This window comes from Macrococcoides bohemicum (genome assembly GCF_003259675.1).
Classification (GTDB): domain Bacteria; phylum Bacillota; class Bacilli; order Staphylococcales; family Staphylococcaceae; genus Macrococcoides; species Macrococcoides bohemicum.
The window spans coordinates 1-22,722 of record NZ_PZJG01000001.1; the positions used below are offsets into that span (position 1 = coordinate 1).

Sequence of the window (22,722 nt, forward strand, 5' to 3'; positions counted from 1 at the left end):
GACTTGTAATCAGTAGGTTGAGGGTTCAAGTCCTTTTTCCGGCACCATTTCTTTGAGCCATTAGCTCAGTTGGTAGAGCATTTGACTTTTAATCAAAGGGTCAGAGGTTCGAATCCTCTATGGCTCATCTTTTTTAATAAATATTATTTTGCGCGGGTGTGGCGGAACTGGCAGACGCACTAGACTTAGGATCTAGCGCCTTTGGCGTGGGGGTTCGACTCCCTTCACCCGCACCATATTGCGAAAGTAGTTCAGTGGTAGAATACAACCTTGCCAAGGTTGGGGTCGCGGGTTCGAATCCCGTCTTTCGCTCCATTAATTCTATCGTAATAATTATGGCTTTTATTATTTAAAAAGCCGGGGTGGCGGAACTGGCAGACGCACAGGACTTAAAATCCTGCGGTAAGTGATTACCGTACCGGTTCGATTCCGGTCCTCGGCACCATTAGCGCCCGTAGCTCAATTGGATAGAGCGTTTGACTACGGATCAAAAGGTTAGGGGTTCGACTCCTCTCGGGCGCGCCATTATTTTAATTACTAGCTACGGGAAGTAGCTCAGCTTGGTAGAGCACTTGGTTTGGGACCAAGGGGTCGCAGGTTCGAATCCTGTCTTCCCGATTTGCTTTAAAAGCTTTAATATGGGGGCTTAGCTCAGCTGGGAGAGCGCCTGCTTTGCACGCAGGAGGTCAGCGGTTCGATCCCGCTAGTCTCCACCATATTAACTAAATATTATTTCGGCGGCGTAGCTCAGCTGGCTAGAGCGTACGGTTCATACCCGTGAGGTCGGGGGTTCGATCCCCTCTGCCGCCACTATCTTTTTTAAAACTTAATGTGTACTTTTAGGATTTAGGACCTTTAGCTCAGTTGGTTAGAGCAAACGGCTCATAACCGTTGGGTCGCAGGTTCGAGTCCTGCAAGGTCCATTTAATTATTTTTATATAATGGAGGAATACCCAAGTCCGGCTGAAGGGATCGGTCTTGAAAACCGACAGGGGCTTAACGGCTCGCGGGGGTTCGAATCCCTCTTCCTCCGCCATTATTTTTTACTTCAGCAAAATAAAATAAAAAAGATTTTCAATTATTTATTATTATCGCGGGATGGAGCAGTCTGGTAGCTCGTCGGGCTCATAACCCGAAGGTCGGTGGTTCAAATCCGCCTCCCGCAATTATTAGTGGTCCCGTGGTGTAGCGGTTAACATGCCTGCCTGTCACGCAGGAGATCGCGGGTTCGATTCCCGTCGGGACCGCCATTTGTATGGCTCAGTAGCTCAGTCGGTAGAGCAATGGATTGAAAATCCATGTGTCGGCGGTTCGATTCCGTCCTGAGCCATCTTTTTTATTATTCTGCCGGAATAGCTCAACTGGTAGAGCAACTGACTTGTAATCAGTAGGTTGAGGGTTCAAGTCCTTTTTCCGGCACCATCTTGGAGGGGTAGCGAAGTGGCTAAACGCGGCGGACTGTAAATCCGCTCCTTCGGGTTCGGCAGTTCGAATCTGCCCCCCTCCACCATTTTTTATTTGTTTATTTTTAGGGGCATAGTTCAACGGTAGAATAGAGGTCTCCAAAACCTTTGATGTGGGTTCGATTCCTACTGCCCCTGCCATGGCGATTGTGGCGAAGTGGTTAACGCATCGGATTGTGGTTCCGACACTCGTGGGTTCGATTCCCATCAGTCGCCCTTAATTTTTTTAATATTGGGCTATAGCCAAGCGGTAAGGCAACGGACTTTGACTCCGTCACTCGTTGGTTCGAATCCAGCTAGCCCAGCTTTAGGCGCCATAGCCAAGTGGTAAGGCAGAGGTCTGCAAAACCTTTATCACCGGTTCAAATCCGGTTGGCGCCTCCATTATTTATATATGCGGGAGTATTTCAACTTTTAGAATACGGACCTTCCTGGTTCGAGATGTAGGTGTAAGTCCTACCTTCCGCTCCATTTTTTATTAAGCTGCATGATGCATGCTTATTTTTTTCGTAGAATTTATGTGATAAATAGAGACAAAAAAAGAACTACAGAAAGGATTCTGTAGTTAAAAGTAATTAAACGAAAATGAAATTTGGTGATAATAAAGTTGACGAGACTTTATTACACGTTCATTATAACAGTTCATTTGCTATTTGTGAACAGAGATTGAAAATAGGATGAAATTCTTGACCATAATTTTTTTAAGTATTATACTTATTAAATAATAAATTTTACTAAGCCACCGTGGCGGAATTGGCAGACGCGCCGGACTCAAAATCCGGTTCCTAACGGAGTGTCGGTTCGACCCCGACCGGTGGTACTAATGTCCCTTTAACTTTTAGTTAGAGGGACTTTTTTTATTTTAGATACCTGAACAATTCCGGATACTTGGAGTATCTGGAATTGTTCAATATAATAGCAACAGACAGACTTATGAAAGTAGGATAAATATGAGATACAACGAATACAATCAACCAGTAGGAGATTTGATTGAAGATTACTCCCCTGGAATACTTCCTAACATACAATCAATCATAGGAAAGACTGTCACTATAGAAAAAATTAATATTAAGCACTGTGATGATCTATATGAAATATACGGTGCATCATCAGAACCAGAACATCTTACATATATGCCGATTCAAAGATTTGAGAGTAAATTAGAATTTAAAGATTATTTAATACAGTTAATAGCTTCTGTTGATCCTTACTATTTAACGATTATCGACAATCAAACACAAAAAGCAGTAGGGACATTCTCTCTAATGCGTATAGACAACCTGAATAGGGTCATTGAAATGGGATGGATTGTGTATTCTCCATTATTAAAACGCAGCAGAGAGGCTACAGAAGCGCAATATTTAGTTATGAAGTACGTATTTGAAAACTTGCAGTACCGACGCTATGAATGGAAATGTGATAGCTTAAATGAAGCTTCTAATAAATCAGCAACACGATTAGGCTTTACGTTTGAAGGCACATTTAGACAAGCTACTGTTTATAAAGGACGTAACCGTGATACAAATTGGTTTTCAATTATCGATAAAGAATGGCTAGCCAATAAATTGAAATTAGAGTCGTGGTTAGATGATAGTAACTTTGATAGCAATGAAAATCAATTAAAATCATTAAGCGAAATGTAACCGGCACATACTCATTCATATTAATACCAATTCTATTTTGTTATATTGGAACTATAAACAATAAGGAGGAATTATTATGGGATTATTTGATGAATTGATGGGTAACTCTAGTGAAAAAAATACAGAGGAAGTTCAAAATGAATTTCAGGATTATTTGCTTGAAGATGAAGTAGTTGAGGCGAGTTTTATTCTTATTCGGGATTTGTTTGTGTTCACGAATAAACGTATCTTAATCGTTGATAAACAAGGGTTCTCAGGTAAGAAGATTGAGTTTATTACAATTCCTTATAAAAATATTCGAGCATTCAGTGTTGAAAATGCAGGTCGATTTGATATCGATGCAGAATTAAAATTATTTGTGGCAGGGATTCAAATGCCTATCGTTAAATTATTTAATAAAGACACTGATATTGTGAAATTACAAAAATTAATAGCGATGAGATTACTTAATTAATCAAAGCCCGCAGATTATAATTATTAATCTGTGGGCTTGCTTTTTTTGTATCAACTTTTATTAGAGTTATTAAGCATTGTTATTAAATTTAATGATAAAAATATAATTATTATTATCTAACAATAAAGTGTAAAATTACTTGTGAATATTTTAAGAAAGTAATACATTGTATTTACATTGGAGGTGCATAAATGGTTAAATCTAGCACGATTACTTTGACATTGATAAAGAATTAAAAGAAAATACGAGAATGGAACAAATGACGTATGATTATTAGAAAAACCAAACATCTCATTAATGAGATGCTTGGTTTTTTTCTTTTGTATTTAATATAGATATGAATAGCACGACACCGAGTATAATAATCATTCCAGCACATTGGATGATATCAAATGGTTGTTTCAGCCAGACAATACTGAGGATAACTGCTGTTAATGGTTCAATACATCCGAGTAGTGCAGTAAGTTGTGGATCGATATATTTTACGCTGAGTAGATATAGGAAGAAGGCTAGCGCGGTTCCAACGATGATAACGAATATGAGATAGACGTTAAACATTACACCATATGACAATGGATTTATCTGCCAGTGTCTATTGAATAGACTGATAAACAAACCAGCTATAAGCATCGCCCATCCGATAATGACAAGTGGTGTATTACGGACAAAGAGTCTTCCGGCATACATTGTATAGAACGCTGCTGCGATTGCTGATAATAATCCCCAGATAATTGCTGCTGGAGGTACGACAACATTGTTAATATTACCACTCGTGAGCAATAGGAATGTTCCGAATGAGGATACGAGTATAATAATCAGATCTATTGCTCTAAACTCTGTCTTACGTGTAATAAGCAGGAAAGTCAGGATGACAATCGGCGCTAAGTATTGTAAGAGTGTAGCTACTGCTGCATTACCCGCTTCTATTGATGCTAGAAATGTATACTGTACCGCGAGCATTCCAAATAATGAGTAAATCACAAGCTGGAAAAAAGTATGTTTATCACGAAATACATTCAGGATATTTTGCTTCCGTATCATAGCCAGGCAAAGTAAAAATATGCCGCTTAAGATTAATCTAATGGTAATAAACCAGTCAAGTGGTATGCTATAGCCTTGAAAGATTTGCTGGGATACTGTTCCGCCGACACCCCAGAATATTGACCCTAAGGTGACAAACATAATCCCTTTTAATTTATTATTCATCACTTCACTCCTTTCAAGCATTATATTGATTATAAATTTCCATATATAAGAATGTCAATATGACGTGAACGTTGTTTCTTTTGTGTGGACAATTTTTGATTTACAGTATTAACTTTGTTATGCATAATAATTAATAAATATATTTGAAATGTACCGTGTATTGAAAGGAGTGATTAAATATGACTAATGAACTTAATGTGGAGAATAATATAATAATATTTCCAGATATTGATGGCATAACACAGGAAGTTAAAAAGCTTAAAATAGAGATATCGATGTTAATACTCGAGCGCGATGAACTTTTATTTGTGGAGTGTAAAAATATCGAAACAGCGTATATGATACATCTCGGATTTTTGGAATATAAAATATTTGAAAAAGAGTGTTTATATTTACGCTTAAAACGGAGGATGGAACTGATTCAGGCGAAGTTAAATCGTCAGGAGAAAGTAGATTTACCTTTAATTGATGAGCAACTGGATCAGGAGTTTATCATATACAAACATCAACTGGATGAACAGCTGAACAAATTGAATAATGCTATTGACTATCAAAAAGGTGAAGCACTGTCAGAAGAAGATTATAAAGCATTAAAAAAGATGTATCGAACAATCGTTAAGTCATTACATCCTGATTTAAATAGCGATTTAACCGAGGAGCAGTTAAAGTTATTTCAAAATGCAGTCAGTGCATATGAAAAATGTGACATACTCACAATTGAAATGATATATTTCATTATCAATGACACTTCAAATGATAAAAAATTGGATAATAGGTCTGTTCTTGATGGACGTGATAAATTGTGTCAAAAGTTAGAACTGATTAAGCTTGAGATTGAACAGATAAAAGCGTCATACCCTTATACGATGAAGTCAATAATAACTGATCAGGATGCAATAGAGAAGAAAAAGACTGAGCTCGAACAAGTATTAATTCAGCTGGATGAAGTAATTAAAATATTTGAGCAAAAGATTGATGCATTGCGAGGTGTGTAAAATGCACGAAATAGATAAACCGAATGACCATGGATTGATGCATTTAATCCATAATAAAAATTTAACGGTACCGTTGCCTTTTGCGCGTGAAATCTTTTTATTTGATACTTATATCGCCGGAACATCGCATATTGAGGGTTTAGAAGAGTTATATGCGTACCTAATGGTTGGTAATCTATTAAATTTTTATAGAGAACCAGATAATCCTTATGATGCACAGGCTATAATGATAAAAAATGCTGATGGTGTTAAGCTAGGGTATATTCCTAAAGCAGATAATATAATATTTTCGAGGCTGATGGATGCCGGTAAGCTACTTTTTGGTAAAATTTCATCGAAAAGTATGAACGGAAATTGGGTAAAGATAAAGATAGATATATTTTTAAAAGACTAATGTATTAAAAGATAAAGATTATTATAAAGATTATTTAAGTATGACTGTGCGTATTAACCATGAGATATGGGAATTGTTTAGACGTTTAATGGTTAAACTAATGAATAATGGTAACAAGATAATGTCAACTAAAAATCCTAGTACTGGAATAAAATCAGGTATAAGGTCTATAGGTGACAATGCATAGATGATAGTGATAAGCGCCAATACTTTAGCGAGTATTGGTGTTTCTTTTTTATGTAATGCGATAAATATTGCTGGTACATCTATTTTTACTTGTTTTGCGCGTTGTTTTATATTCATCTTTTAACCTCGATAGTTTTTAGTCATAATATCGAATATAATAAAAAGATGCAAATTATAGATAGGACGTGATAATTTGGCTTCAGTAAGAGGGGTGTTATTTGCATTACAGAACATGCATTATGTTAGCGGTCGATGTGTATTACGACAGATGAAATAACAAATATATTAATGGAACATATGAAAGGTTCGATGCTGTATGAGCAATACAGTAAATTAAAGATACTGAATCAGATAGATTTTATTAATCAATATGAATATAGTGATAACAGAGTCGGTTACATCAATGATTATTTGAAGCTTTAGCGGAATCGATTGATGAAGATAGAAGATACCGCTAAAATTGGAATACAAAAAATCCCAATGCATCAAAATGCGCATTGGAATTTATGATTTAGATTTCTTTTTGGTTTTCAATAATTTTATTAACAATACCGTATTCTAAAGCTTCTTGTGTGCTTAACCAGTAATCACGACCTGTATGTTGTTCAACTTCTTCTACAGATTTACCAGTTTCACGTGCGATTAATTCGTTTAATTTTTGACGTGTACGGATAATTTCTTTTGCTGTGATTTCCATGTTAGACGCTTGTCCTTGTGTACCACCACTTGGTTGGTGAATCATGAAGCGTGTATTTGGTAATGCGTAGCGATTTTCTTTTTTACCTGATAAGTAAATTAATACGCCGGCACTAACTACCCATCCTGCACCGATAATCTTAACTTCTGATTCGATGAAATTGATCATATCGTGAATTAAATAACCTGAATCGACATGTCCACCTGGAGATGAGATGATTAATTTAATCGGCTCATGATTGATTGAATCTAATAATAATAATTGATTAACAACTTCTTTCGCTGATTTATCATCAATACCACCTGAGATTAAGATTGTACGTGATTCTATCATTTTTTCTAACATAAGATCTTTGTTTTCGTTTGTCATAATGTGCCTCCTATAAGCTTGTTATAATTATTTTATTGTTTTGGTCAATTTAAGTCAAAAAATATGGATTAATAAGATAAAATATCTTTATTTTTGTATAGCAGTCTTGCTTTATTTTTGGATTATGTTATGAAAGAATTAATTAAAAGAAATAGCATTGAATTTTTAAAAATTTATTGTTTTTAAGCGCTAAAGTATGTTAGAAATAATATTATACATTCTTTTAATAGATATTTAAATTTACAATTATAGGGTAGGTGTACAGATGAATATTAGCGCAAAACAATTCTTCACTAATATTTTAAATGGAATGGCAGCCGGTATTGTCGTTGCTTTAGTGCCAAACGCAATGCTTGGGGAGCTTTTTAAATATTTAGCAGGTTATCATCCTGTGTTTACCAGTCTTGGACAATTATTGGTTATCTTTCAGTTCTGTTTAAGTGCGTTAGCTGGTATTACGATCAGTCAGCAATTTAAATTTAACGGTTTACAGACAGCAATACTTTCTGGAGCTTCTGTACTTGGTTCTGGTGCCGTTCAGTTTAATGGTAAAGGCTTTATGTTTGCAGGTATCGGTGACATTATAAACATGATGTTAACCGTCGCGCTTAGTGCTTTTGTTTTAATTGTACTAGGAAATAAGATGGGAAGTTTGAATATCGTCTTTTTACCTTTGTTTGCAGGAATTTTACCTGGCTTTATCGGTTCTCTTACATTGCCTTTCGTAAAACAATTTACAGGTGCGATTGGCCAGGTCATTCAGCATTTTACTACTTTAAATCCACTCTTAATGTGTATTTTGATTGCGATTAGTTATAGTCTTTTGATGGCAACACCAATTTCTCTTGTTGCAATTGCAACTGTTATTAGTTTATCGGGATTAGGAAGTGGCGCAGCAAACTTAGGTATTGTTGCATGTTGTTACACATTCTTATTCGGTGCACTGCGTGTAAATGATAAAGGTACGATTATCACATTAATTATTGGCGCAGCGAAAATGATGATGCCGGTGTATTTCAAACATCCGATTATTATGGTACCGCTACTTATCAATGGTATCATTGGAGGATTATGTGCATACTTCTTTAACGTTCAAGGTACACCGATGTCTGCTGGATTTGGGTATACTGGACTAGTCGGTCCTATCAACGCTTTAAAGTTTATGGAAGGCACTATAATGCAGAATGTTATCAGTTTACTGTTAGCATATGTCATCATTCCGTTACCAATAGCATTTTTGTCTCATCAATTACTAAAAAAAGTATTACCGCGATATAATGATGAAATATATCTTTATAAAGCAGAACATTAGTATAAAGCAAAGTGGTCCGGTTCATTAAGAGAACCGGGCCACTTTTTAACGCTATTTATTATAATTTTTTAAAAATCGTTCTAATCTTACCATTGCCTCTTTAATCTCTTCCATACTTGATGCAAATGATAATCTAATATGTCCTTCACCATATTTTGAGAATGCACTTCCTGGTACAACTGCCAATCTTTCTTGATCCAGTAGGTCTAAGGCAAACTGATACGAATCGCTATTGTAAGCTGATATATCCGGGAAGATATAAAACGCACCTTGTGGTTTTTCAACCGGTAATCCTAATCCGGTTAATTTTTCATATAAGAAATCTCTGCGTTCGATGTATGCTTTATTCATAATTTTTACTGTCTCTGTATCTTTGAATGCTTCTATCGCACCATATTGACTCGGTGTTGCTACACAGATTGAATTATATAGATGTACTGATGTGACGTGAGTAATGAGTTCTGCATTAGACACAACGTAACCGATACGGGCACCTGTCACTGCATGGGATTTTGATAGACCATTGATAACAAATAATTTATCTCTCAGTTCAGGAAACTCTAAGAATGAATGATGTGGTGTGTCATATACATTCTCACTGTATATTTCATCTGTCACGATAAAGATATCTTCGTCTTTTAACATATTTGCTAATCCTTGAATTTGTTCATACGTTAATGTCATACCGGTAGGATTTGTCGGATAGTTGAATAGTACTGCTTTTGTTTTAGGTGTTATTGCTGCTTTAATTGCTTCTGGTGTAGGTACAAGGTGGGTCTTTGAAGTATCAACGAGCACTACTTTAGCACCGAGCAACTTGATGATAGGTTCATATCCTAAATAACATGGTGAGGGTAAGATAACTTCATCTCCAGGGTTAATGATTGTTCTAAATACATCATCGATCGCTTCTGAACCTCCGTTTGTAACTACAATCTCTGTTTCAGGATCATAACTGATATTAAATTTTTTCTGAATCGACTTTGCAATCTCATTTCTCAGCTCTATTAAACCTCTATTATGTGTATATCGTAGTTTATCATTTTTAATCGCCTCAATCATCGCAATTTTGACTGATGCAGGAGGAGCGAAATCTGACTGTCCTAACGTTAAATCGATACAATCTTCTAGTCCTGCTGCTTTATTTGCAAACTCTCTCGTTCCGGGTATTGTTACTTCATTGATGAATTCATTTAATTGCGGCATTTTATACACTTCTCTTTCAACTATTTTTGTTAATGATTATACGCTATCTCCCTTTAACAAGCAAAAGGATAAGTACAATAAACAGAAAAAAATAAAAATTCCGACTTGTATACTTATACATATAAGTGTATAATAAATTTTATTCAAAGGAGGGGAAGTCATTGTCTTTTAAAAAGTTATTAAGCTATCTATTATTGATTGTCATGATTGCTACGATTACACCATTTACGGCTCATGCAAAAACCGATCAATTCGATACGATTAAGAAAAATGGTGTGCTGCGCGTCGGATTATCTGCCGATTATGCACCATATGAATTTGAGAAAACAGTTAACGGAAAGCGAGAATATGCAGGTATTGATATTGAACTTTCAAAAAAATTAGCGAAAGATCTGGGTGTTGAATTAAAGATAGTAAATATGCAGTTTGATAGTTTACTCGGTGCTTTAAAGACTGGGAAGATTGATGTAATTATTTCCGGTATGTCACCAACACCTGAACGTAAAAAAGAAGTGGACTTCTCTGACTATTATATGCATGTTCAGCAGCGTATGATTATACAGAAGAAAGATGCAAAAAAGTTAAAATCAATTGAAGATTTCAAAGGTAAAAACATTGGCGTTCAAAAACAAACAACACAAGAAGAGCTTGCAAAGACTGAAATTCCTGATGCGAATGTAACGTCACTGACACGTGTGCCTGAAATTATTATGTCTTTAAATACAGGTAAGATTGATGGCGTCGTATTAGAAGGTCCTGTTGGTGAAGCATATTTATCACAAAATACAAACTTAGCTTTCTCTGATATGCAGTTTGCTGATGAGAATAAAGGAACGGCAATTGCTTTGCCGAAAGGTTCTCCGAAGTTACTTGATGCGCTTAATAAAACGATTAAAGAAGTCGAAGATAAAGGATTAATGAAAGGTTATAAAGATAAAGCGAATGAAGCGATGTTTGATGAAGGATCATTTTTCAGTAAATATAGTTCATTCTTTATTCAGGGTATCGGGGCTACAATCTTAATTTCATTAATTGGTGTAGTTTTAGGCTCAATCTTTGGTGGTGTTCTAGCCTTTATGAAATTGAGTAAGCATATTATCTTGAAAACATTATCATGGATCTACATTGAGTTTATTCGTGGAACACCATTACTTGTCCAAGTATTTTTAGTTTATTTTGGAACTACAGCAGTATTAGGTATCGACTTGTCTGCATTTATTTGTGGTGCAATTGCATTAGTTATTAACTGTGCAGCATATATTGCCGAAATTATTCGTGCCGGTATCAATGCAGTAGATAAAGGTCAAACAGAAGCAGCGCGTTCTTTAGGTTTAAGCCATGCACAGACAATGAATAAAGTCGTCATGCCTCAAGCAATTAAGAATATCTTACCGGCTTTAGGTAATGAATTCGTAACTGTAATTAAAGAATCATCAATCGTTTCGGTTATCGGTGTTTCTGAATTAATGTTTAATGCACAAGTTGTTCAAGGTGCATCATTTGATCCGTTCACACCATTATTGATTGCTGCAGTTGTATACTTCATCCTTACATTTGCACTGAGTCGAGTGATGAATGTATTTGAAAGGAGAATGAGGGTTAGTGATTAAAGTAAATAATTTGCATAAATATTTTGGTAAAGTTGAAGTGTTAAAAGGCATTGATCTTGAAATTTCAGAAGGAGAGGTTGTTGCGATTATCGGTCCTTCCGGAAGTGGTAAATCTACGCTGTTACGTTGTTTAAATCTACTGGAAACACCGACGAGCGGTGAAATTATATTTGAAGGTAATGCACTCACTGCTAAAGGGACAGATATTAATAAACTCCGTCAGAAGATGGGCATGGTATTCCAAAGCTTTAATCTGTTTCCACATAAGACTGCAAAAGAGAACTTAATACTTGCACCATCATTACAAGGTAAGGGTAAGAAAACTGAATTAGAAGCAAAAGCATTAGATTTACTAAAGAAGGTTGGATTATCTGATAGAGCAGACAATTATCCTTCACAATTATCTGGTGGTCAAAAGCAGCGTGTAGCGATTGCCAGAGCGCTCGCAATGGATCCGGATGTTATCTTATTCGACGAGCCAACGTCAGCGCTTGATCCTGAAGTAGTAGGAGATGTATTAGCTGTTATGAAGAAGCTAGCTGAAGAAGGGATGACGATGGTCGTCGTAACCCATGAGATGGGCTTTGCCAGAGAAGTTGCTGACAGAGTTGTATTTATGGATAATGGCGTCGTTCAGGAAGATGCACCACCAGAACAATTATTTAATAACCCTCAAAATGAACGTGCGAAAGCATTTTTATCGAAAGTTTTATAATGCTTCGTAAATATTAATAAGTAAAGTAAGAAAACTGCTACAATCAAATTTGATTGTAGCAGTTTTTGTTTTATTGATTTAATTATTATCTCATAAAACAGCGTATTTTATGGTAAAATAATAGTCTTATAAAGTGAGGAGGGAAGAGAAGTGTATCAGCAGTTAAAGCAGGAAATTATAGAATATAGTAAGACGATCGGCATAGATGCTATCGGTTTCACTACAGCAGATCCTTTTGAGTCACTGCGTCCAAAACTTGAAGCATATTATGCAAATAACTATGATTCCGGATTTGAAAAGGGCACGATTGAAGAACGTATCAACCCTAGGCTTTCTCTCCCTGAAGCACAGTCTATTATTGCGATTGCAGTCGGTTATCCGAATAAGCTACCTAATGCACCGAAGAGTATTCGTGGAGCAAGACGAGGTATTTTTGCGCGTGCATCATGGGGAATTGATTATCACACTTTATTAAATAAACGACTCGAACTGCTTGTCGCATTTATTAAAGAGAGAGTCCCTGAAGCAAAAACGATGAATATGGTAGATACGGGTGTGCTCAGTGATAGGGCAGTAGCTGAACGTGCTGGTCTCGGCTATGCAGCTAAAAATGGATTTATATTAAATAAAGATTTAGGCACATGGACTTATCTTGGTGAAATACTTGTATCGATTCCATTTGAGCCCGATCATCCTGTAATAGATTCATGTTTAGATTGTACAATATGTATAGATCGTTGTCCGACAGGTGCTCTACTAGGTAATGGGCAGCTTGATTCGAATAAATGCATCAGTTTCCTTACCCAGAAGAAAGGATTTATGCCGGATGAATATCGGGGGAAGATTGGTAATCGTCTATATGGGTGCGACACATGTCAGCAAGTTTGTCCAAAGAATCGTGGTATCAATACAACACATGAGGATATTGAACTGGAACCTGAGAATTTAAAGCCGTTACTCGTACCATTATTAAAGATGACGAATAAAACTTTCAAAGCAGAATTTGGTCATTTAGCTGGTGCATGGCGAGGCAAGAAACCGATTCAACGCAATGCTATATTAGCGCTTGCTCATTTCAATGAAATCGATGCGATACCGGATCTAAAGGAAGTCGCAGAAAGTGATCCTCGACCAGAAATTAAGGGCACTGCTTATTGGGCGATTGGTCAAATTAGTCGTGATGAAATTGATTATTTAAAGGCAAGATATGAAAAAGAAATAGATAATGATGTTAAACTAGAAATATTAAAAAGTATAGAAAGTGTGGAAAAATAAATGTCATCAATTAACGTAGTATTATATCAACCTGAAATACCTGCTAACACAGGAAATATCGCTAGAAGTTGTGCAGCAACAGATACGCATCTTCATTTAATTCGTCCGCTAGGATTCTCTACTGACGATAAAATGTTACGTCGTGCCGGCTTGGATTACTGGAAATTTGTAAATATCACCTATTACGATAGTATCGAAGAATTCTTTGAAAAGAATGAAGGTCACTATTATTTACTGACGAAGTTTGGTACGAAACCTCATACGACATTCGATTATAGTAACCCTGACGAGAAACATTTCTTTATCTTTGGTCGTGAAACAACGGGCTTACCGGACTGGGTTAAAGAAAAATATATGGACACAGCACTGCGCATTCCAATGAACGACAATGTTCGTTCGCTTAATTTATCAAATACTGCAGCAATATTAATCTATGAAGCTTTACGTCAACAAAACTATCCAGGTTTAAACTAAGGAGGTCAAGTGATGAACGATATGATTCAGTTATTACAGAACCATCGATCAATTCGTAAATTTAAAGATAAAGCGCTCGATCAGGAGACGATTAAGACTTTAGTGCATTCAGCACAAAGTGCATCGACATCAAGTTATGTACAAGCATATTCAATTATCGGTATCACTAGCCAGCATATTAAGCAGCAACTTAGAGAAATCAGTGGTCAATCTTACGTTGAATATAATGGTCATCTATTTGTCTTTGTGGTTGATTATCATCGTCATCATGGATTAGGTAACCACTTAAACTCAAATGTAGATGATTATTTTGGGACGACAGAATCGCTATTAGTCGGTACGGTAGATGCAGCTTTAGCTAGTCAGAATATGGCGGTCGCAGCTGAAAGTATGGGACTTGGTATTTGTTATATCGGTTCATTACGCAATAATATGCAACGTGTGATAGAATTGCTTAATTTACCGGATTACACGTATCCATTGTTTGGCATGGTCGTCGGTGTGCCGGATGATGAAGGTAGTCAGAAAGAGAGATTACCATTGAACGTCGTTTATCATGAGAATACATATCAGCCTTTTAATTATGATGATTACAAAGCTTATGATGCGCGCACGAGTGCTTACTATAAGGCACGAACTGAAGGTAAACGTAATGATAAATGGAGTGAACAGGTGATACAAATGCTTGGTGGTAAAGCGCGTCTTGATGTGGATGGTGTCGTAAAGCAACAAGGTTTTCTAAAACAATAAAAATAAGCCGAAGACAAATTTGTCTTCGGCTTATTTTGTGATTATTTGTTTAAATCTTCTTCCTTAACACCGTAGCTAGATTCTTTGCCAGCAGTTAAGATAGCTGTTAGGAAAGCGATACATACCATACCGATTAATAATGTATTCATTGGTAATCCCCCTAGATTTCATTAATAAAACTATTATAACCTATTCAAATCACTTTTAAAACCACAAATAAATGTTTGTTTTAATAATTCATTATATTCATATTTATAGTGTTATGGGCTGTCAAAATAGGGTATAGCATATATAATAAAGTATGAGTAATGATTCTTAGGAGGAATGAACATGGCAATGAATTTTAAAATTTTTGAAGATAAATTAACCGTATCGAACTACGTTGCTGATTTATTTAGAAAGCAGATGAGTAACAATCCCACATCAATTATCGCGACTGCTTTAGGTGATGAAGCAGGTCACGTCATTGCAGAATTAAAGGCTGATATCGCTCGTAATCCAGTTGAGACGAGTCAAATTCATATCTTTGACTATGATAAATTACGTGGTGATTATGGCACTGTTGGTATCGTTGATAAACAATACCATGAAGCAACAGGTAAAGATATTATGGAATTGATTAAAGACGAAGCGAAGACTAAAGAGAACAAAGGGAAGTTGACAACGTTATTTGCTACGATTACACAAGATGGCTCTGTCGGTTATAAAGAGATAAATCAGGATAACGATAAAGGTTTACGTTCAGCACGTGAAATTATTATCGTATTAACAGGTGCAGACAAAGCTTCAATCGTTGAAAAACTATACAATACTGAAGCGGGTGGCAACTTTGAAGCAGCGAATTTAAAAACACATCGCATGGTCAATGTCATCTTAGATGATGCAGCAGCAGCTGGTTTACCTCAAGATATACGTGAATACTACTTCCAAAAATTTGCGTAAAGGAATGATTATATGTCAACATCACATGATAATAAAAATGAAATGGTAACTGATTTCGACGACGTTGTAGAATTAGGTAAAGAGATGGAGCAAATCTCTGAACAAAATGCTGAAGCGCGAGAAGAAGGTCAGGAACAAGAGGATGATCCTCAATAAGTATTGAACAGTACATAATGATTTATGTACTGTATTTTTATGATTAATTAATGAATGTAAGCGTTATTTAATGTAAAATATAAGTATCAATAGATAAGGGGAGATAGTTAATGTCATTTAGAATTGAACATGATACATTTGGAGAAATCGAAGTACCATCAGATAAATATTGGGGTGCACAAACTGAACGAAGTAAACAAAACTTTCCAGTAGGTAAAGAAAAGATGCCAATCGAAGTCGTTTACGGATTTGCTCATCTTAAGAAGGCTGCAGCAATTGTCAACAAAGATTTAGGTAAATTATCAGATGAGAAGTCAGATGCTATCGTAAAAGCATGTGATGATGTGTTATCTGGCCAATTAGATGAACACTTTCCATTAGTTGTATGGCAAACTGGTTCAGGTACCCAAAGTAACATGAACGTTAATGAAGTGGTAGCATATGTTGCAAATATGTACTTGAAAGAATCAGGAAGCACAGAATCTGTTCATCCAAATGATGATGTGAATAAATCTCAATCATCGAACGATACTTACCCAACAGCAATGCACGTGGCACTTTTCCATGAAATCGAAGCGAAATTAATGCCGGCATTAAATACACTTCGCAATACTTTAAAAGAAAAAGAAGATAAGTTTGCTGATATCATTAAGATTGGTCGTACGCATTTACAGGATGCAACGCCATTAACTTTAGGACAAGAGATTTCTGGCTGGCGTTATATGCTTGATAAATGTGAAGCATTATTAAACGTATCTAAAAAAGAATTATTGAATTTAGCAATCGGAGGTACTGCGGTTGGTACTGGAATTAATGCACATCCTGAGTTTGGTGATCGCGTTGCTAAACAGATCGGTGTACAAACGGGTTATGATTTCGTATCATCGCCAAATAAATTCCATGCATTAACTGCTCATGATGAAGTGACATTTGTTCATGGTGCATTAAAAGCACTTGCTGCAGATTTAATGAAGATTGCTAACGATGTACGCTGGTTATCATCTGGGCCGCGTGCAGGTCTTGGTGAATTATCAATTCCTGAAAATGAACCAGGTTCATCAATCATGCCAGGTAAAGTAAACCCTACGCAATCTGAAATGTTGACGATGGTCGCTGTTCAGGTAATGGGTAATGACGCTGCAGTTGGTATTGCAGCAAGTCAAGGTAACTTTGAACTGAATGTATTTAAACCGGTTATTATGTACAACACATTACAATCAATTTATCTTTTAGCAGATGGTATGAATTCATTTAATGATAACTGTGCGGTTGGTATCGAGCCGATTGAAGAAAATATTCACAATTATTTGAATCAATCATTAATGTTAGTAACGGCATTAAACCCTCACATCGGTTATGAAAAAGCAGCACATATCGCAAAAACTGCACATAAAGAAGGTTTAACTTTAAAAGAATCAGCAATAAACTCAGGATTCTTAACAGAAGAGCAATTTGATGAGTGGATTAAACCTGAGGAAATGATTCATCCAAAATAAAATGTTTTAATCTGAAAGGGCAGGTCAGTTATGAAAAGACTAGGTTTAGTAGATATTGGATCAAATACAATCCGTTTAGTTATTTTTGAATACTCAAAAGAAACAGGATTACAGGAATTACAGAACATTAAAACACCTGCACGATTATATCAGTTTTTAAACAATGAAAAAGTAATGTCAGAACGTGGTATTGAAGTATTATGTGACACGTTAAATAGTTTTCAGAAAGTTGCACAAAAGTTTGATGTCCATGCACTTTATCCAGTCGCAACTGCAGCTGTACGACAAGCAACAAATATCGAAGAAGTAATCGATAAAGTGAAAGAAAATACAGGCATAGAGATGCGTATTATTTCAGAAAAAGAAGAAGCATTCTTTGGGTTCTATGCGGTCATCAATACATTAGAATACTCAGATGGTGTAACAGTGGATATCGGTGGAGGTAGTACAGAAGTTACATTTTTTGAGGACAAAGAATTAAAATTTTCACATAGCTTTCCTTTCGGTGTCGTAACGCTTCAAAATATGTTTTTTGAAGGTAAGGCACATAACGATAAAGATGCGATTGAAGCGGCGGCAAAGTTTATTCAGGAACAGCTGAGAAGTCTTCGCTGGCTTGAGAAACGTCGCGTTCCAATTATAGCAATTGGTGGATCAGCCCGTAATATTGCGAGAATCCATCAGTCATTAACAGAATATCCTATTGCAGGTGTCCATGGCTATGCGATGAAAGAATCGGATCTTGATTTGGTATTTGATAACCTTACTGCAGCATCTGAAGATGATTTAGAAGATCTGGATGGATTAAGCAGAGACCGTCAGGATATTATCATCCCTTCATGTGTATTATTTAATACATTATTTGATGAAGTTGAGGCAACTGAATTTATCTTCTCACGTAAAGGGTTACGTGAAGGTGTTATCATGAGCATTCTTGAAGAGGAGTATATATTACCGTTCGATAAAGACAATGTCTTTAAAGACTCGTTAAAGAACTTAGCAACGGACTATAACATTAACCAGGAAGAAGCAAACCAACGTGTTATGATTGCTGAGACGCTTTATTATGAATTAGATAAGTTTGAACTGATTAAAGGTAACAAGCGTGACAAAGCATTTTTAAGAAATGCAGCTTATCTGTATTATTTAGGAAGTTACATCGATTCAGATGCCTCAAGTCAACATACGTATTACATTCTTTCAAACTCTAGCTTAAATGGTATTAGTCATAAAAATAGAGTGAAACTTGCATTACTTGCCAGCTTTAAAAATAAATCGTTACTAAAGTTTTATGAAGAAGAAACGAAATGGTTTAATAGCGAAGAGCGCGAAACAATTCAAATGCTTGGCAGTATACTGAAATTCGCTTATGCCTTAAATATAAGTAACACGAACATCGTTCAAGCTTTGTATTTTGAGAAAAAAGAAGAACATTTTGATTTAGTGATTGAGTACTCAGGAGATGCTATCGCTGAAGAATATCAAGCAGAAAGACAGAAGAAACATATCGAAAAAATAATAAAGTCAAAACTTAATCTCATTTTTACAGAATCTTTACAATAGTTAGGTATAACTAATTTAGACTGTAAATTAATATACAATAAAAGTGGATGTGACGATAATGGAAAAATTAGATTTAAACAACAAGGCATTTTATAACAACAGAGAAGTAAGTTGGGTAGATTTTAACCGTCGTGTAATTGAGGAAGCTTTTGATAAGAAAAATCCACTACTAGAACGTCTTAAATTTTTAGCTATTGCAAGTTCAAATGCTGATGAATTTTTTATGGTGCGTATAGGTGGACTTAAAGATCAGGTCGCAATGAACTTTAATGAACCTGAAAATAAAACACAGTTAACACCAACAGAACAGTTAGTAGTAATTGATGCAGCTAATCGTGAAAACGTTAAATTACAATATGAACAATACAAAGCTTTGATTCAGGAGTTAGAAGTATATCAGGTTTTCTTTAAAGCGATTGATGAGTTATCTCCTGAAAACTATGAAATCATTGAACAAAAGTTTAACTTTGAAATTTTACCGACGTTAACGCCACTTGGTATCGACGCTTACAGACCTTTTCCTAAATTATCAAACAAGTCATTAAATATATTCGTAGATGTAGAAACAGATGCTGGCGAAAAGAAATCTGCTATCGTTCAGATTCCAGCGTTATTAAACCGCATCATTCAGCTTAAAAATGGTGAGCGTACAATCTTCGTATTATTAGAAGATGTTATTAATCATTTCATCGATAAGTTATTCTTTGGTTACAAAGTAATTCGTACGTTTACCTTCAGAATTACAAGAAACGCAGATTTAACGATACATGAAGATGGTGCAGAAGATTTATTAATTGAAATTGAAAAATTCTTAAAGAAACGTAAAAGTGGTGCTGCTGTTCGTTTAGAAATAGATACACGTCATGACACTTCTATTAACGGTTCATTCTTAATGAATGAATTAGAGATTGAAGCACGTGATATCTATAAGTTAGATGGACCACTTGATTTAACGATGTTATTCCAGTTAGCAGGTATGATAGAGAAGCAATATCCACAGCTTGCGTTTAAACCGTTTGAAGCGGCACCACCGAAATATTTAAATGGTGGTAACGTTTATGAAGAAGCGCAGAAACACGATATCTTCTTCCATCATCCGTATGAGTCATTCCAGCCGATTGTTGACTTCATTAAACAAGCTTCTGAGGACCCTAATACGTTAGCAATTAAACAGACGCTATATCGTGTATCTAGTGATTCTCCTATCATTGATGCATTGAAGAATGCAGCTGAAGCCGGCAAACAAGTAACAGTACTGGTTGAGTTGAAAGCACGTTTTGATGAGGAGAATAATGTGCACTGGGCGCGTATGCTTGAAGAAGCGGGATGTCATGTAATTTATGGTATGACACACTTAAAAACGCACTCTAAAATCACTTTAGTCGTGAAAAAAGAAGGCGACGAAGTAGTGCCATTTGTCCATTTAGGTACAGGTAACTACAACGATAAGACTGCTAAAATCTATACTGATATGGGTATTATCACAACGAATAAAGAAATTGGTCAGGATGCGATGAATTTCTTTAACTATTTAAGTGGTTATTCAGAAAAACCAACATATAAGAAATTACATGTGGCACCTTTTGAAATTCGCGATGAATTCGTTGAACATATCAATCAGGAAATTGATTGTCATAAAGAATTTGGTAATGGATTAATTATTGCCAAGATGAATTCATTAACTGATAAGACAGTTATCAAGAAATTATATGAAGCAAGTCAGGCTGGCGTAAAAGTTAAGCTCATCATCCGTGGTATTTGCTGTTTACGTCCAGGTATCCCAGGTATTAGTGAAAATATTCGTGTAATTAGTATTGTTGGACGATTCCTTGAGCATTCAAGAATTTATTACTTCTATCATAACGGGGAAGAAAAGATGTATCTATCTTCTGCAGATATGATGACACGTAACATGATTAAACGTGTTGAAATTTTATTCCCAATTTTAGATCCAAAGATTGTGAACGAACTAAAAGAAATTTTAGATCTTCAGCTTAATGATAACCAAAAAGCACGTGAGCAGGATGCAAGTGGGGTATATCATTATGTACGTAATGAACAGAATGCTGTAAATTCACAGGAAGAACTTGTGAATCAGGCAGAAATTTATAAACGTACCTTGGTGAAACCTAAAGTTACTGAGCCTCAGCCAGTAATGAGTAAACGTGCTAGATTACTAGGATTTGTCAGAGATCGTTTAAAGAAATAAGAAAAAAAGCGAGCCATTTCGTATGATTTCATACGAAATGGCTCATTTTTTATTTTACATTGATATTTAGGATGATTTAAACAAACTTCGTAACACTATTAATATTGCGACGCTCACTTGTTCTAGGCTCTTTTAACGTTTTACCGATAGTAATAATCAGTGCAGGTACATATCTTTCATCGATATTAAACGCTTCTTGAATACCGGTACGATTAAATCCGCCAATTGCACATGTCCCTAAATCATTAAGCGTTGCAAAATTCATCACCTGCATTGCCGGAAATGCAGAGTTCATAATTGCTGCCTCATATGCATATGCTTCATTGTGATAGACACCGTTTACTTGACCGGCAATCGTATCTTTAATTTCCTGAGTCATCGTACCTGCTTCAATGGCAGGGTCAAATACTGTATCGATATTTTTATTCGCTTCTTTATCACCTAATATTATAATCGTTGCACTTGAATCTTTCACTTGTGCCTGGTTATATGCAAGCGGTAATAACTTTGATTTTGCTTCATCGCTATGCACAACAAGAAATTCCCAATGTTGCAGATTCCATGCTGAAGGAGCCTGATTAGCAGCTTCTAATATTTCAAGCAGTGCTTCTTCTGACATTTTATATTCAGGGTCATAAACTTTGACCGCTTTACGTGTTAATAACTTATTCTGTATTGCATTTTCCATGATGCACCTCCTAAAAATAAATAAAGATTTATACGATTATTATCATATAAATCTTTAATATATTATGCAATTGAACTGCTTAATCAAGTATTGCAGTAATCTTTTCCTGAGTAAGTGGATGGATAAATTCCAGCTTATAACTTTCAAGCGCAAGCTGTCGCAAGTTAGAATCACTGTACAGTGGATCGCCAAGAACAGGGTAACCAATTGCAGCCAGATGTACACGAATTTGATGTGTACGACCAGTTTCTAATGTCAATTCAACTTCTGCGATACCATCGCCTAAAGCTTTTGAATCAACAATATGTGTTACTGCGCGATCACCTGTTTGTGAAACACGACGTTTATTTGGATGAAACTTATCTTTACCGATTGGTAGATCGATTGTTTGATTCTTAAGTGGAAGATGACTTTTAACTTTGGCACGATATGTGCGTGTGATTTCTCGTTCTTCAAGCATACGGTCGAGTATCTTTTTGATGAAAGGATTTTTTGCGACAAGTAGCAATCCTACTGTTTCCTGATCGAGACGGTGTACCGGTTCTACGTAATCTGAGTCTAACGTATAGATGGCGTGGTTGAGCAGAGTATTAGATTCTGCCATATCATTAGGATGCGTTTTAACACCTTTAGGTTTTACAAGGATTGCTAAATGTTCATCTTCATATTTTACTTCACAAAGACGATAACTTGATTTATACGCACTTTTTTCTTCTGCAATCGGTAAGTATAACTGGTCACCTTCAGAAAGTTTGCTTCTTAATGTAGCAGGTTCATTATTTATTGTTATTTCCTTTGACATTCTGAATTCATGCATCGGCTTTTTAGGTATGTGTAAAGCTTTTAACATTTCTTCGATTGTTAAAGTATCCCATTCATTTGTAATATTTATAATCATAATTTTTCTCCTAAATCGTAT

General features: G+C 35.8%; 22 protein-coding genes and 20 tRNA genes. 36 read left to right on the plus strand and 6 right to left on the minus strand.

Features of this window, described 5'->3' with window-relative positions:
• Positions 1–54: 54 nt before the first annotated feature.
• From BHX94_RS00575 to BHX94_RS00680, 22 genes are all read left to right on the plus strand, one after another.
• Positions 55–127 (plus strand) — tRNA-Lys (locus tag BHX94_RS00575).
• A 25-nt stretch (positions 128–152) separates the two neighbouring features.
• Positions 153–236, plus strand: a tRNA-Leu gene (locus BHX94_RS00580).
• Positions 237–240: 4 nt separating this feature from the next.
• Positions 241–315, plus strand: a tRNA-Gly gene (locus BHX94_RS00585).
• A 41-nt stretch (positions 316–356) separates the two neighbouring features.
• Positions 357–445: transfer RNA gene (locus BHX94_RS00590), tRNA-Leu, on the plus strand.
• 3 nt (positions 446–448) lie between these two features.
• A tRNA-Arg gene (locus BHX94_RS00595) sits at positions 449–525 on the plus strand.
• Between the two features lie 19 nt (positions 526–544).
• A tRNA-Pro gene (locus BHX94_RS00600) sits at positions 545–618 on the plus strand.
• 22 nt (positions 619–640) lie between these two features.
• A tRNA-Ala gene (locus tag BHX94_RS00605) sits at positions 641–716 on the plus strand.
• Positions 717–736: 20 nt separating this feature from the next.
• Positions 737–810 (plus strand) — tRNA-Met (locus BHX94_RS00610).
• Positions 811–849: 39 nt separating this feature from the next.
• Positions 850–923 (plus strand) — tRNA-Ile (locus BHX94_RS00615).
• Between the two features lie 20 nt (positions 924–943).
• Positions 944–1,036 (plus strand) — tRNA-Ser (locus tag BHX94_RS00620).
• A gap of 56 nt (positions 1,037–1,092) precedes the next feature.
• A tRNA-Met gene (locus tag BHX94_RS00625) sits at positions 1,093–1,166 on the plus strand.
• A gap of 8 nt (positions 1,167–1,174) precedes the next feature.
• Positions 1,175–1,250, plus strand: a tRNA-Asp gene (locus tag BHX94_RS00630).
• 7 nt (positions 1,251–1,257) lie between these two features.
• Positions 1,258–1,330: transfer RNA gene (locus tag BHX94_RS00635), tRNA-Phe, on the plus strand.
• Positions 1,331–1,346: 16 nt separating this feature from the next.
• Positions 1,347–1,422, plus strand: a tRNA-Thr gene (locus tag BHX94_RS00640).
• Positions 1,423–1,426: 4 nt separating this feature from the next.
• Positions 1,427–1,510 (plus strand) — tRNA-Tyr (locus tag BHX94_RS00645).
• A 20-nt stretch (positions 1,511–1,530) separates the two neighbouring features.
• Positions 1,531–1,604: transfer RNA gene (locus BHX94_RS00650), tRNA-Trp, on the plus strand.
• Positions 1,605–1,606: 2 nt separating this feature from the next.
• Positions 1,607–1,679 (plus strand) — tRNA-His (locus BHX94_RS00655).
• 17 nt (positions 1,680–1,696) lie between these two features.
• A tRNA-Gln gene (locus BHX94_RS00660) sits at positions 1,697–1,768 on the plus strand.
• Between the two features lie 5 nt (positions 1,769–1,773).
• Positions 1,774–1,847: transfer RNA gene (locus BHX94_RS00665), tRNA-Cys, on the plus strand.
• A 354-nt stretch (positions 1,848–2,201) separates the two neighbouring features.
• Positions 2,202–2,283: transfer RNA gene (locus BHX94_RS00670), tRNA-Leu, on the plus strand.
• Positions 2,284–2,413: 130 nt separating this feature from the next.
• Positions 2,414–3,106: a GNAT family N-acetyltransferase gene (locus BHX94_RS00675; protein ID WP_111744504.1), complete on the plus strand. Its 693-nt coding sequence runs from the start codon at positions 2,414–2,416 to the stop codon at positions 3,104–3,106.
• 76 nt (positions 3,107–3,182) lie between these two features.
• Positions 3,183–3,560 carry a PH domain-containing protein gene (locus BHX94_RS00680; protein WP_111744505.1) on the plus strand — a complete coding sequence of 126 codons (378 nt, stop codon included), beginning with the start codon at positions 3,183–3,185 and terminating at the stop codon, positions 3,558–3,560.
• A gap of 294 nt (positions 3,561–3,854) precedes the next feature.
• Here BHX94_RS00680 and BHX94_RS00685 read toward each other — a convergent pair whose 3' ends face one another.
• Positions 3,855–4,766 carry a DMT family transporter gene (locus tag BHX94_RS00685; RefSeq protein WP_111744506.1) on the minus strand — a complete coding sequence of 304 codons (912 nt, stop codon included), beginning with the start codon at positions 4,764–4,766 and terminating at the stop codon, positions 3,855–3,857.
• Between the two features lie 179 nt (positions 4,767–4,945).
• On the opposite strand from BHX94_RS00685, the gene BHX94_RS00690 reads away from it, so the two are divergent.
• Together BHX94_RS00690 and BHX94_RS00695 are read left to right on the plus strand one after the other, a co-directional pair.
• On the plus strand, positions 4,946–5,761 hold the full coding sequence (locus BHX94_RS00690) for a J domain-containing protein (RefSeq protein ID WP_111744507.1): 816 nt from the start codon (positions 4,946–4,948) through the stop codon (positions 5,759–5,761).
• Position 5,762: 1 nt separating this feature from the next.
• Positions 5,763–6,155, plus strand: coding sequence for an HIRAN domain-containing protein (locus BHX94_RS00695; protein ID WP_111744508.1), 393 nt, complete (start codon positions 5,763–5,765; stop codon positions 6,153–6,155).
• Between the two features lie 30 nt (positions 6,156–6,185).
• On the opposite strand, the gene BHX94_RS00700 is transcribed toward BHX94_RS00695, so the two are convergent.
• Positions 6,186–6,458 carry a YkvA family protein gene (locus BHX94_RS00700; protein ID WP_111744509.1) on the minus strand — a complete coding sequence of 91 codons (273 nt, stop codon included), beginning with the start codon at positions 6,456–6,458 and terminating at the stop codon, positions 6,186–6,188.
• A 135-nt stretch (positions 6,459–6,593) separates the two neighbouring features.
• Between BHX94_RS00700 and BHX94_RS12740 the strand changes: the two genes are divergently transcribed.
• Positions 6,594–6,764, plus strand: coding sequence for a hypothetical protein (locus BHX94_RS12740; protein WP_170120713.1), 171 nt, complete (start codon positions 6,594–6,596; stop codon positions 6,762–6,764).
• A gap of 88 nt (positions 6,765–6,852) precedes the next feature.
• Here the strand turns inward: BHX94_RS12740 and BHX94_RS00705 are convergent, their stop codons facing one another.
• Positions 6,853–7,407, minus strand: coding sequence for an ATP-dependent Clp protease proteolytic subunit (locus tag BHX94_RS00705; protein WP_096075971.1), 555 nt, complete (start codon positions 7,405–7,407; stop codon positions 6,853–6,855).
• Positions 7,408–7,672: 265 nt separating this feature from the next.
• On the opposite strand from BHX94_RS00705, the gene BHX94_RS00710 reads away from it, so the two are divergent.
• Entirely contained in the window at positions 7,673–8,719 is a 1,047-nt protein-coding gene (locus BHX94_RS00710; RefSeq protein ID WP_111744510.1) for a PTS sugar transporter subunit IIC, read from the plus strand.
• A gap of 51 nt (positions 8,720–8,770) precedes the next feature.
• On the opposite strand, the gene BHX94_RS00715 is transcribed toward BHX94_RS00710, so the two are convergent.
• Positions 8,771–9,925, minus strand: coding sequence for an aminotransferase class I/II-fold pyridoxal phosphate-dependent enzyme (locus BHX94_RS00715; RefSeq protein ID WP_111744511.1), 1,155 nt, complete (start codon positions 9,923–9,925; stop codon positions 8,771–8,773).
• Positions 9,926–10,128: 203 nt separating this feature from the next.
• Between BHX94_RS00715 and BHX94_RS00720 the strand changes: the two genes are divergently transcribed.
• The 10 genes from BHX94_RS00720 to BHX94_RS00760 all read left to right on the plus strand — a co-directional run bounded on the left by BHX94_RS00720 (position 10,129) and on the right by BHX94_RS00760 (position 21,115).
• Positions 10,129–11,535, plus strand: a complete 1,407-nt coding sequence (locus BHX94_RS00720; RefSeq protein ID WP_111745066.1) for an ABC transporter substrate-binding protein/permease — start codon at positions 10,129–10,131, stop codon at positions 11,533–11,535.
• Positions 11,528–12,250: an amino acid ABC transporter ATP-binding protein gene (locus BHX94_RS00725; protein WP_111744512.1), complete on the plus strand. Its 723-nt coding sequence runs from the start codon at positions 11,528–11,530 to the stop codon at positions 12,248–12,250. The genes BHX94_RS00720 and BHX94_RS00725 overlap by 8 nt, the downstream gene beginning before the upstream one ends.
• Before the next feature lie 150 nt (positions 12,251–12,400).
• Entirely contained in the window at positions 12,401–13,525 is a 1,125-nt protein-coding gene (gene queG / locus BHX94_RS00730) for a tRNA epoxyqueuosine(34) reductase QueG (RefSeq protein WP_111744513.1), read from the plus strand.
• Positions 13,526–13,999: a tRNA (uridine(34)/cytosine(34)/5-carboxymethylaminomethyluridine(34)-2'-O)-methyltransferase TrmL gene (trmL, locus tag BHX94_RS00735; protein WP_096075976.1), complete on the plus strand. Its 474-nt coding sequence runs from the start codon at positions 13,526–13,528 to the stop codon at positions 13,997–13,999. It begins immediately after the preceding gene.
• 12 nt (positions 14,000–14,011) lie between these two features.
• Complete coding sequence (gene nfsA, locus BHX94_RS00740) at positions 14,012–14,749, plus strand: oxygen-insensitive NADPH nitroreductase (protein WP_111744514.1); 738 nt, start codon at positions 14,012–14,014, stop codon at positions 14,747–14,749.
• Between the two features lie 330 nt (positions 14,750–15,079).
• Entirely contained in the window at positions 15,080–15,691 is a 612-nt protein-coding gene (locus BHX94_RS00745; RefSeq protein ID WP_111744515.1) for a sugar phosphate isomerase family, read from the plus strand.
• Between the two features lie 12 nt (positions 15,692–15,703).
• Positions 15,704–15,847 (plus strand): SAS053 family DNA gyrase inhibitor, encoded by a 144-nt coding sequence (locus tag BHX94_RS12745; protein ID WP_165958672.1) that lies wholly within the window; start codon positions 15,704–15,706, stop codon positions 15,845–15,847.
• A gap of 110 nt (positions 15,848–15,957) precedes the next feature.
• The gene (fumC, locus tag BHX94_RS00750) at positions 15,958–17,343 is read left to right on the plus strand and encodes a class II fumarate hydratase (RefSeq protein WP_096075979.1); all 1,386 of its coding nucleotides are present in this window, start codon (positions 15,958–15,960) and stop codon (positions 17,341–17,343) included.
• A 30-nt stretch (positions 17,344–17,373) separates the two neighbouring features.
• Positions 17,374–18,906: an exopolyphosphatase gene (ppx, locus tag BHX94_RS00755; protein WP_111744516.1), complete on the plus strand. Its 1,533-nt coding sequence runs from the start codon at positions 17,374–17,376 to the stop codon at positions 18,904–18,906.
• Between the two features lie 58 nt (positions 18,907–18,964).
• Positions 18,965–21,115, plus strand: a complete 2,151-nt coding sequence (locus BHX94_RS00760; protein WP_111744517.1) for an RNA degradosome polyphosphate kinase — start codon at positions 18,965–18,967, stop codon at positions 21,113–21,115.
• Positions 21,116–21,191: 76 nt separating this feature from the next.
• On the opposite strand, the gene BHX94_RS00765 is transcribed toward BHX94_RS00760, so the two are convergent.
• Together BHX94_RS00765 and BHX94_RS00770 are read right to left on the minus strand one after the other, a co-directional pair.
• Positions 21,192–21,803, minus strand: coding sequence for a nitroreductase family protein (locus tag BHX94_RS00765; RefSeq protein WP_096075982.1), 612 nt, complete (start codon positions 21,801–21,803; stop codon positions 21,192–21,194).
• Positions 21,804–21,882: 79 nt separating this feature from the next.
• Complete coding sequence (locus tag BHX94_RS00770) at positions 21,883–22,701, minus strand: RluA family pseudouridine synthase (protein ID WP_096075983.1); 819 nt, start codon at positions 22,699–22,701, stop codon at positions 21,883–21,885.
• Positions 22,702–22,722 lie beyond the last annotated feature (21 nt).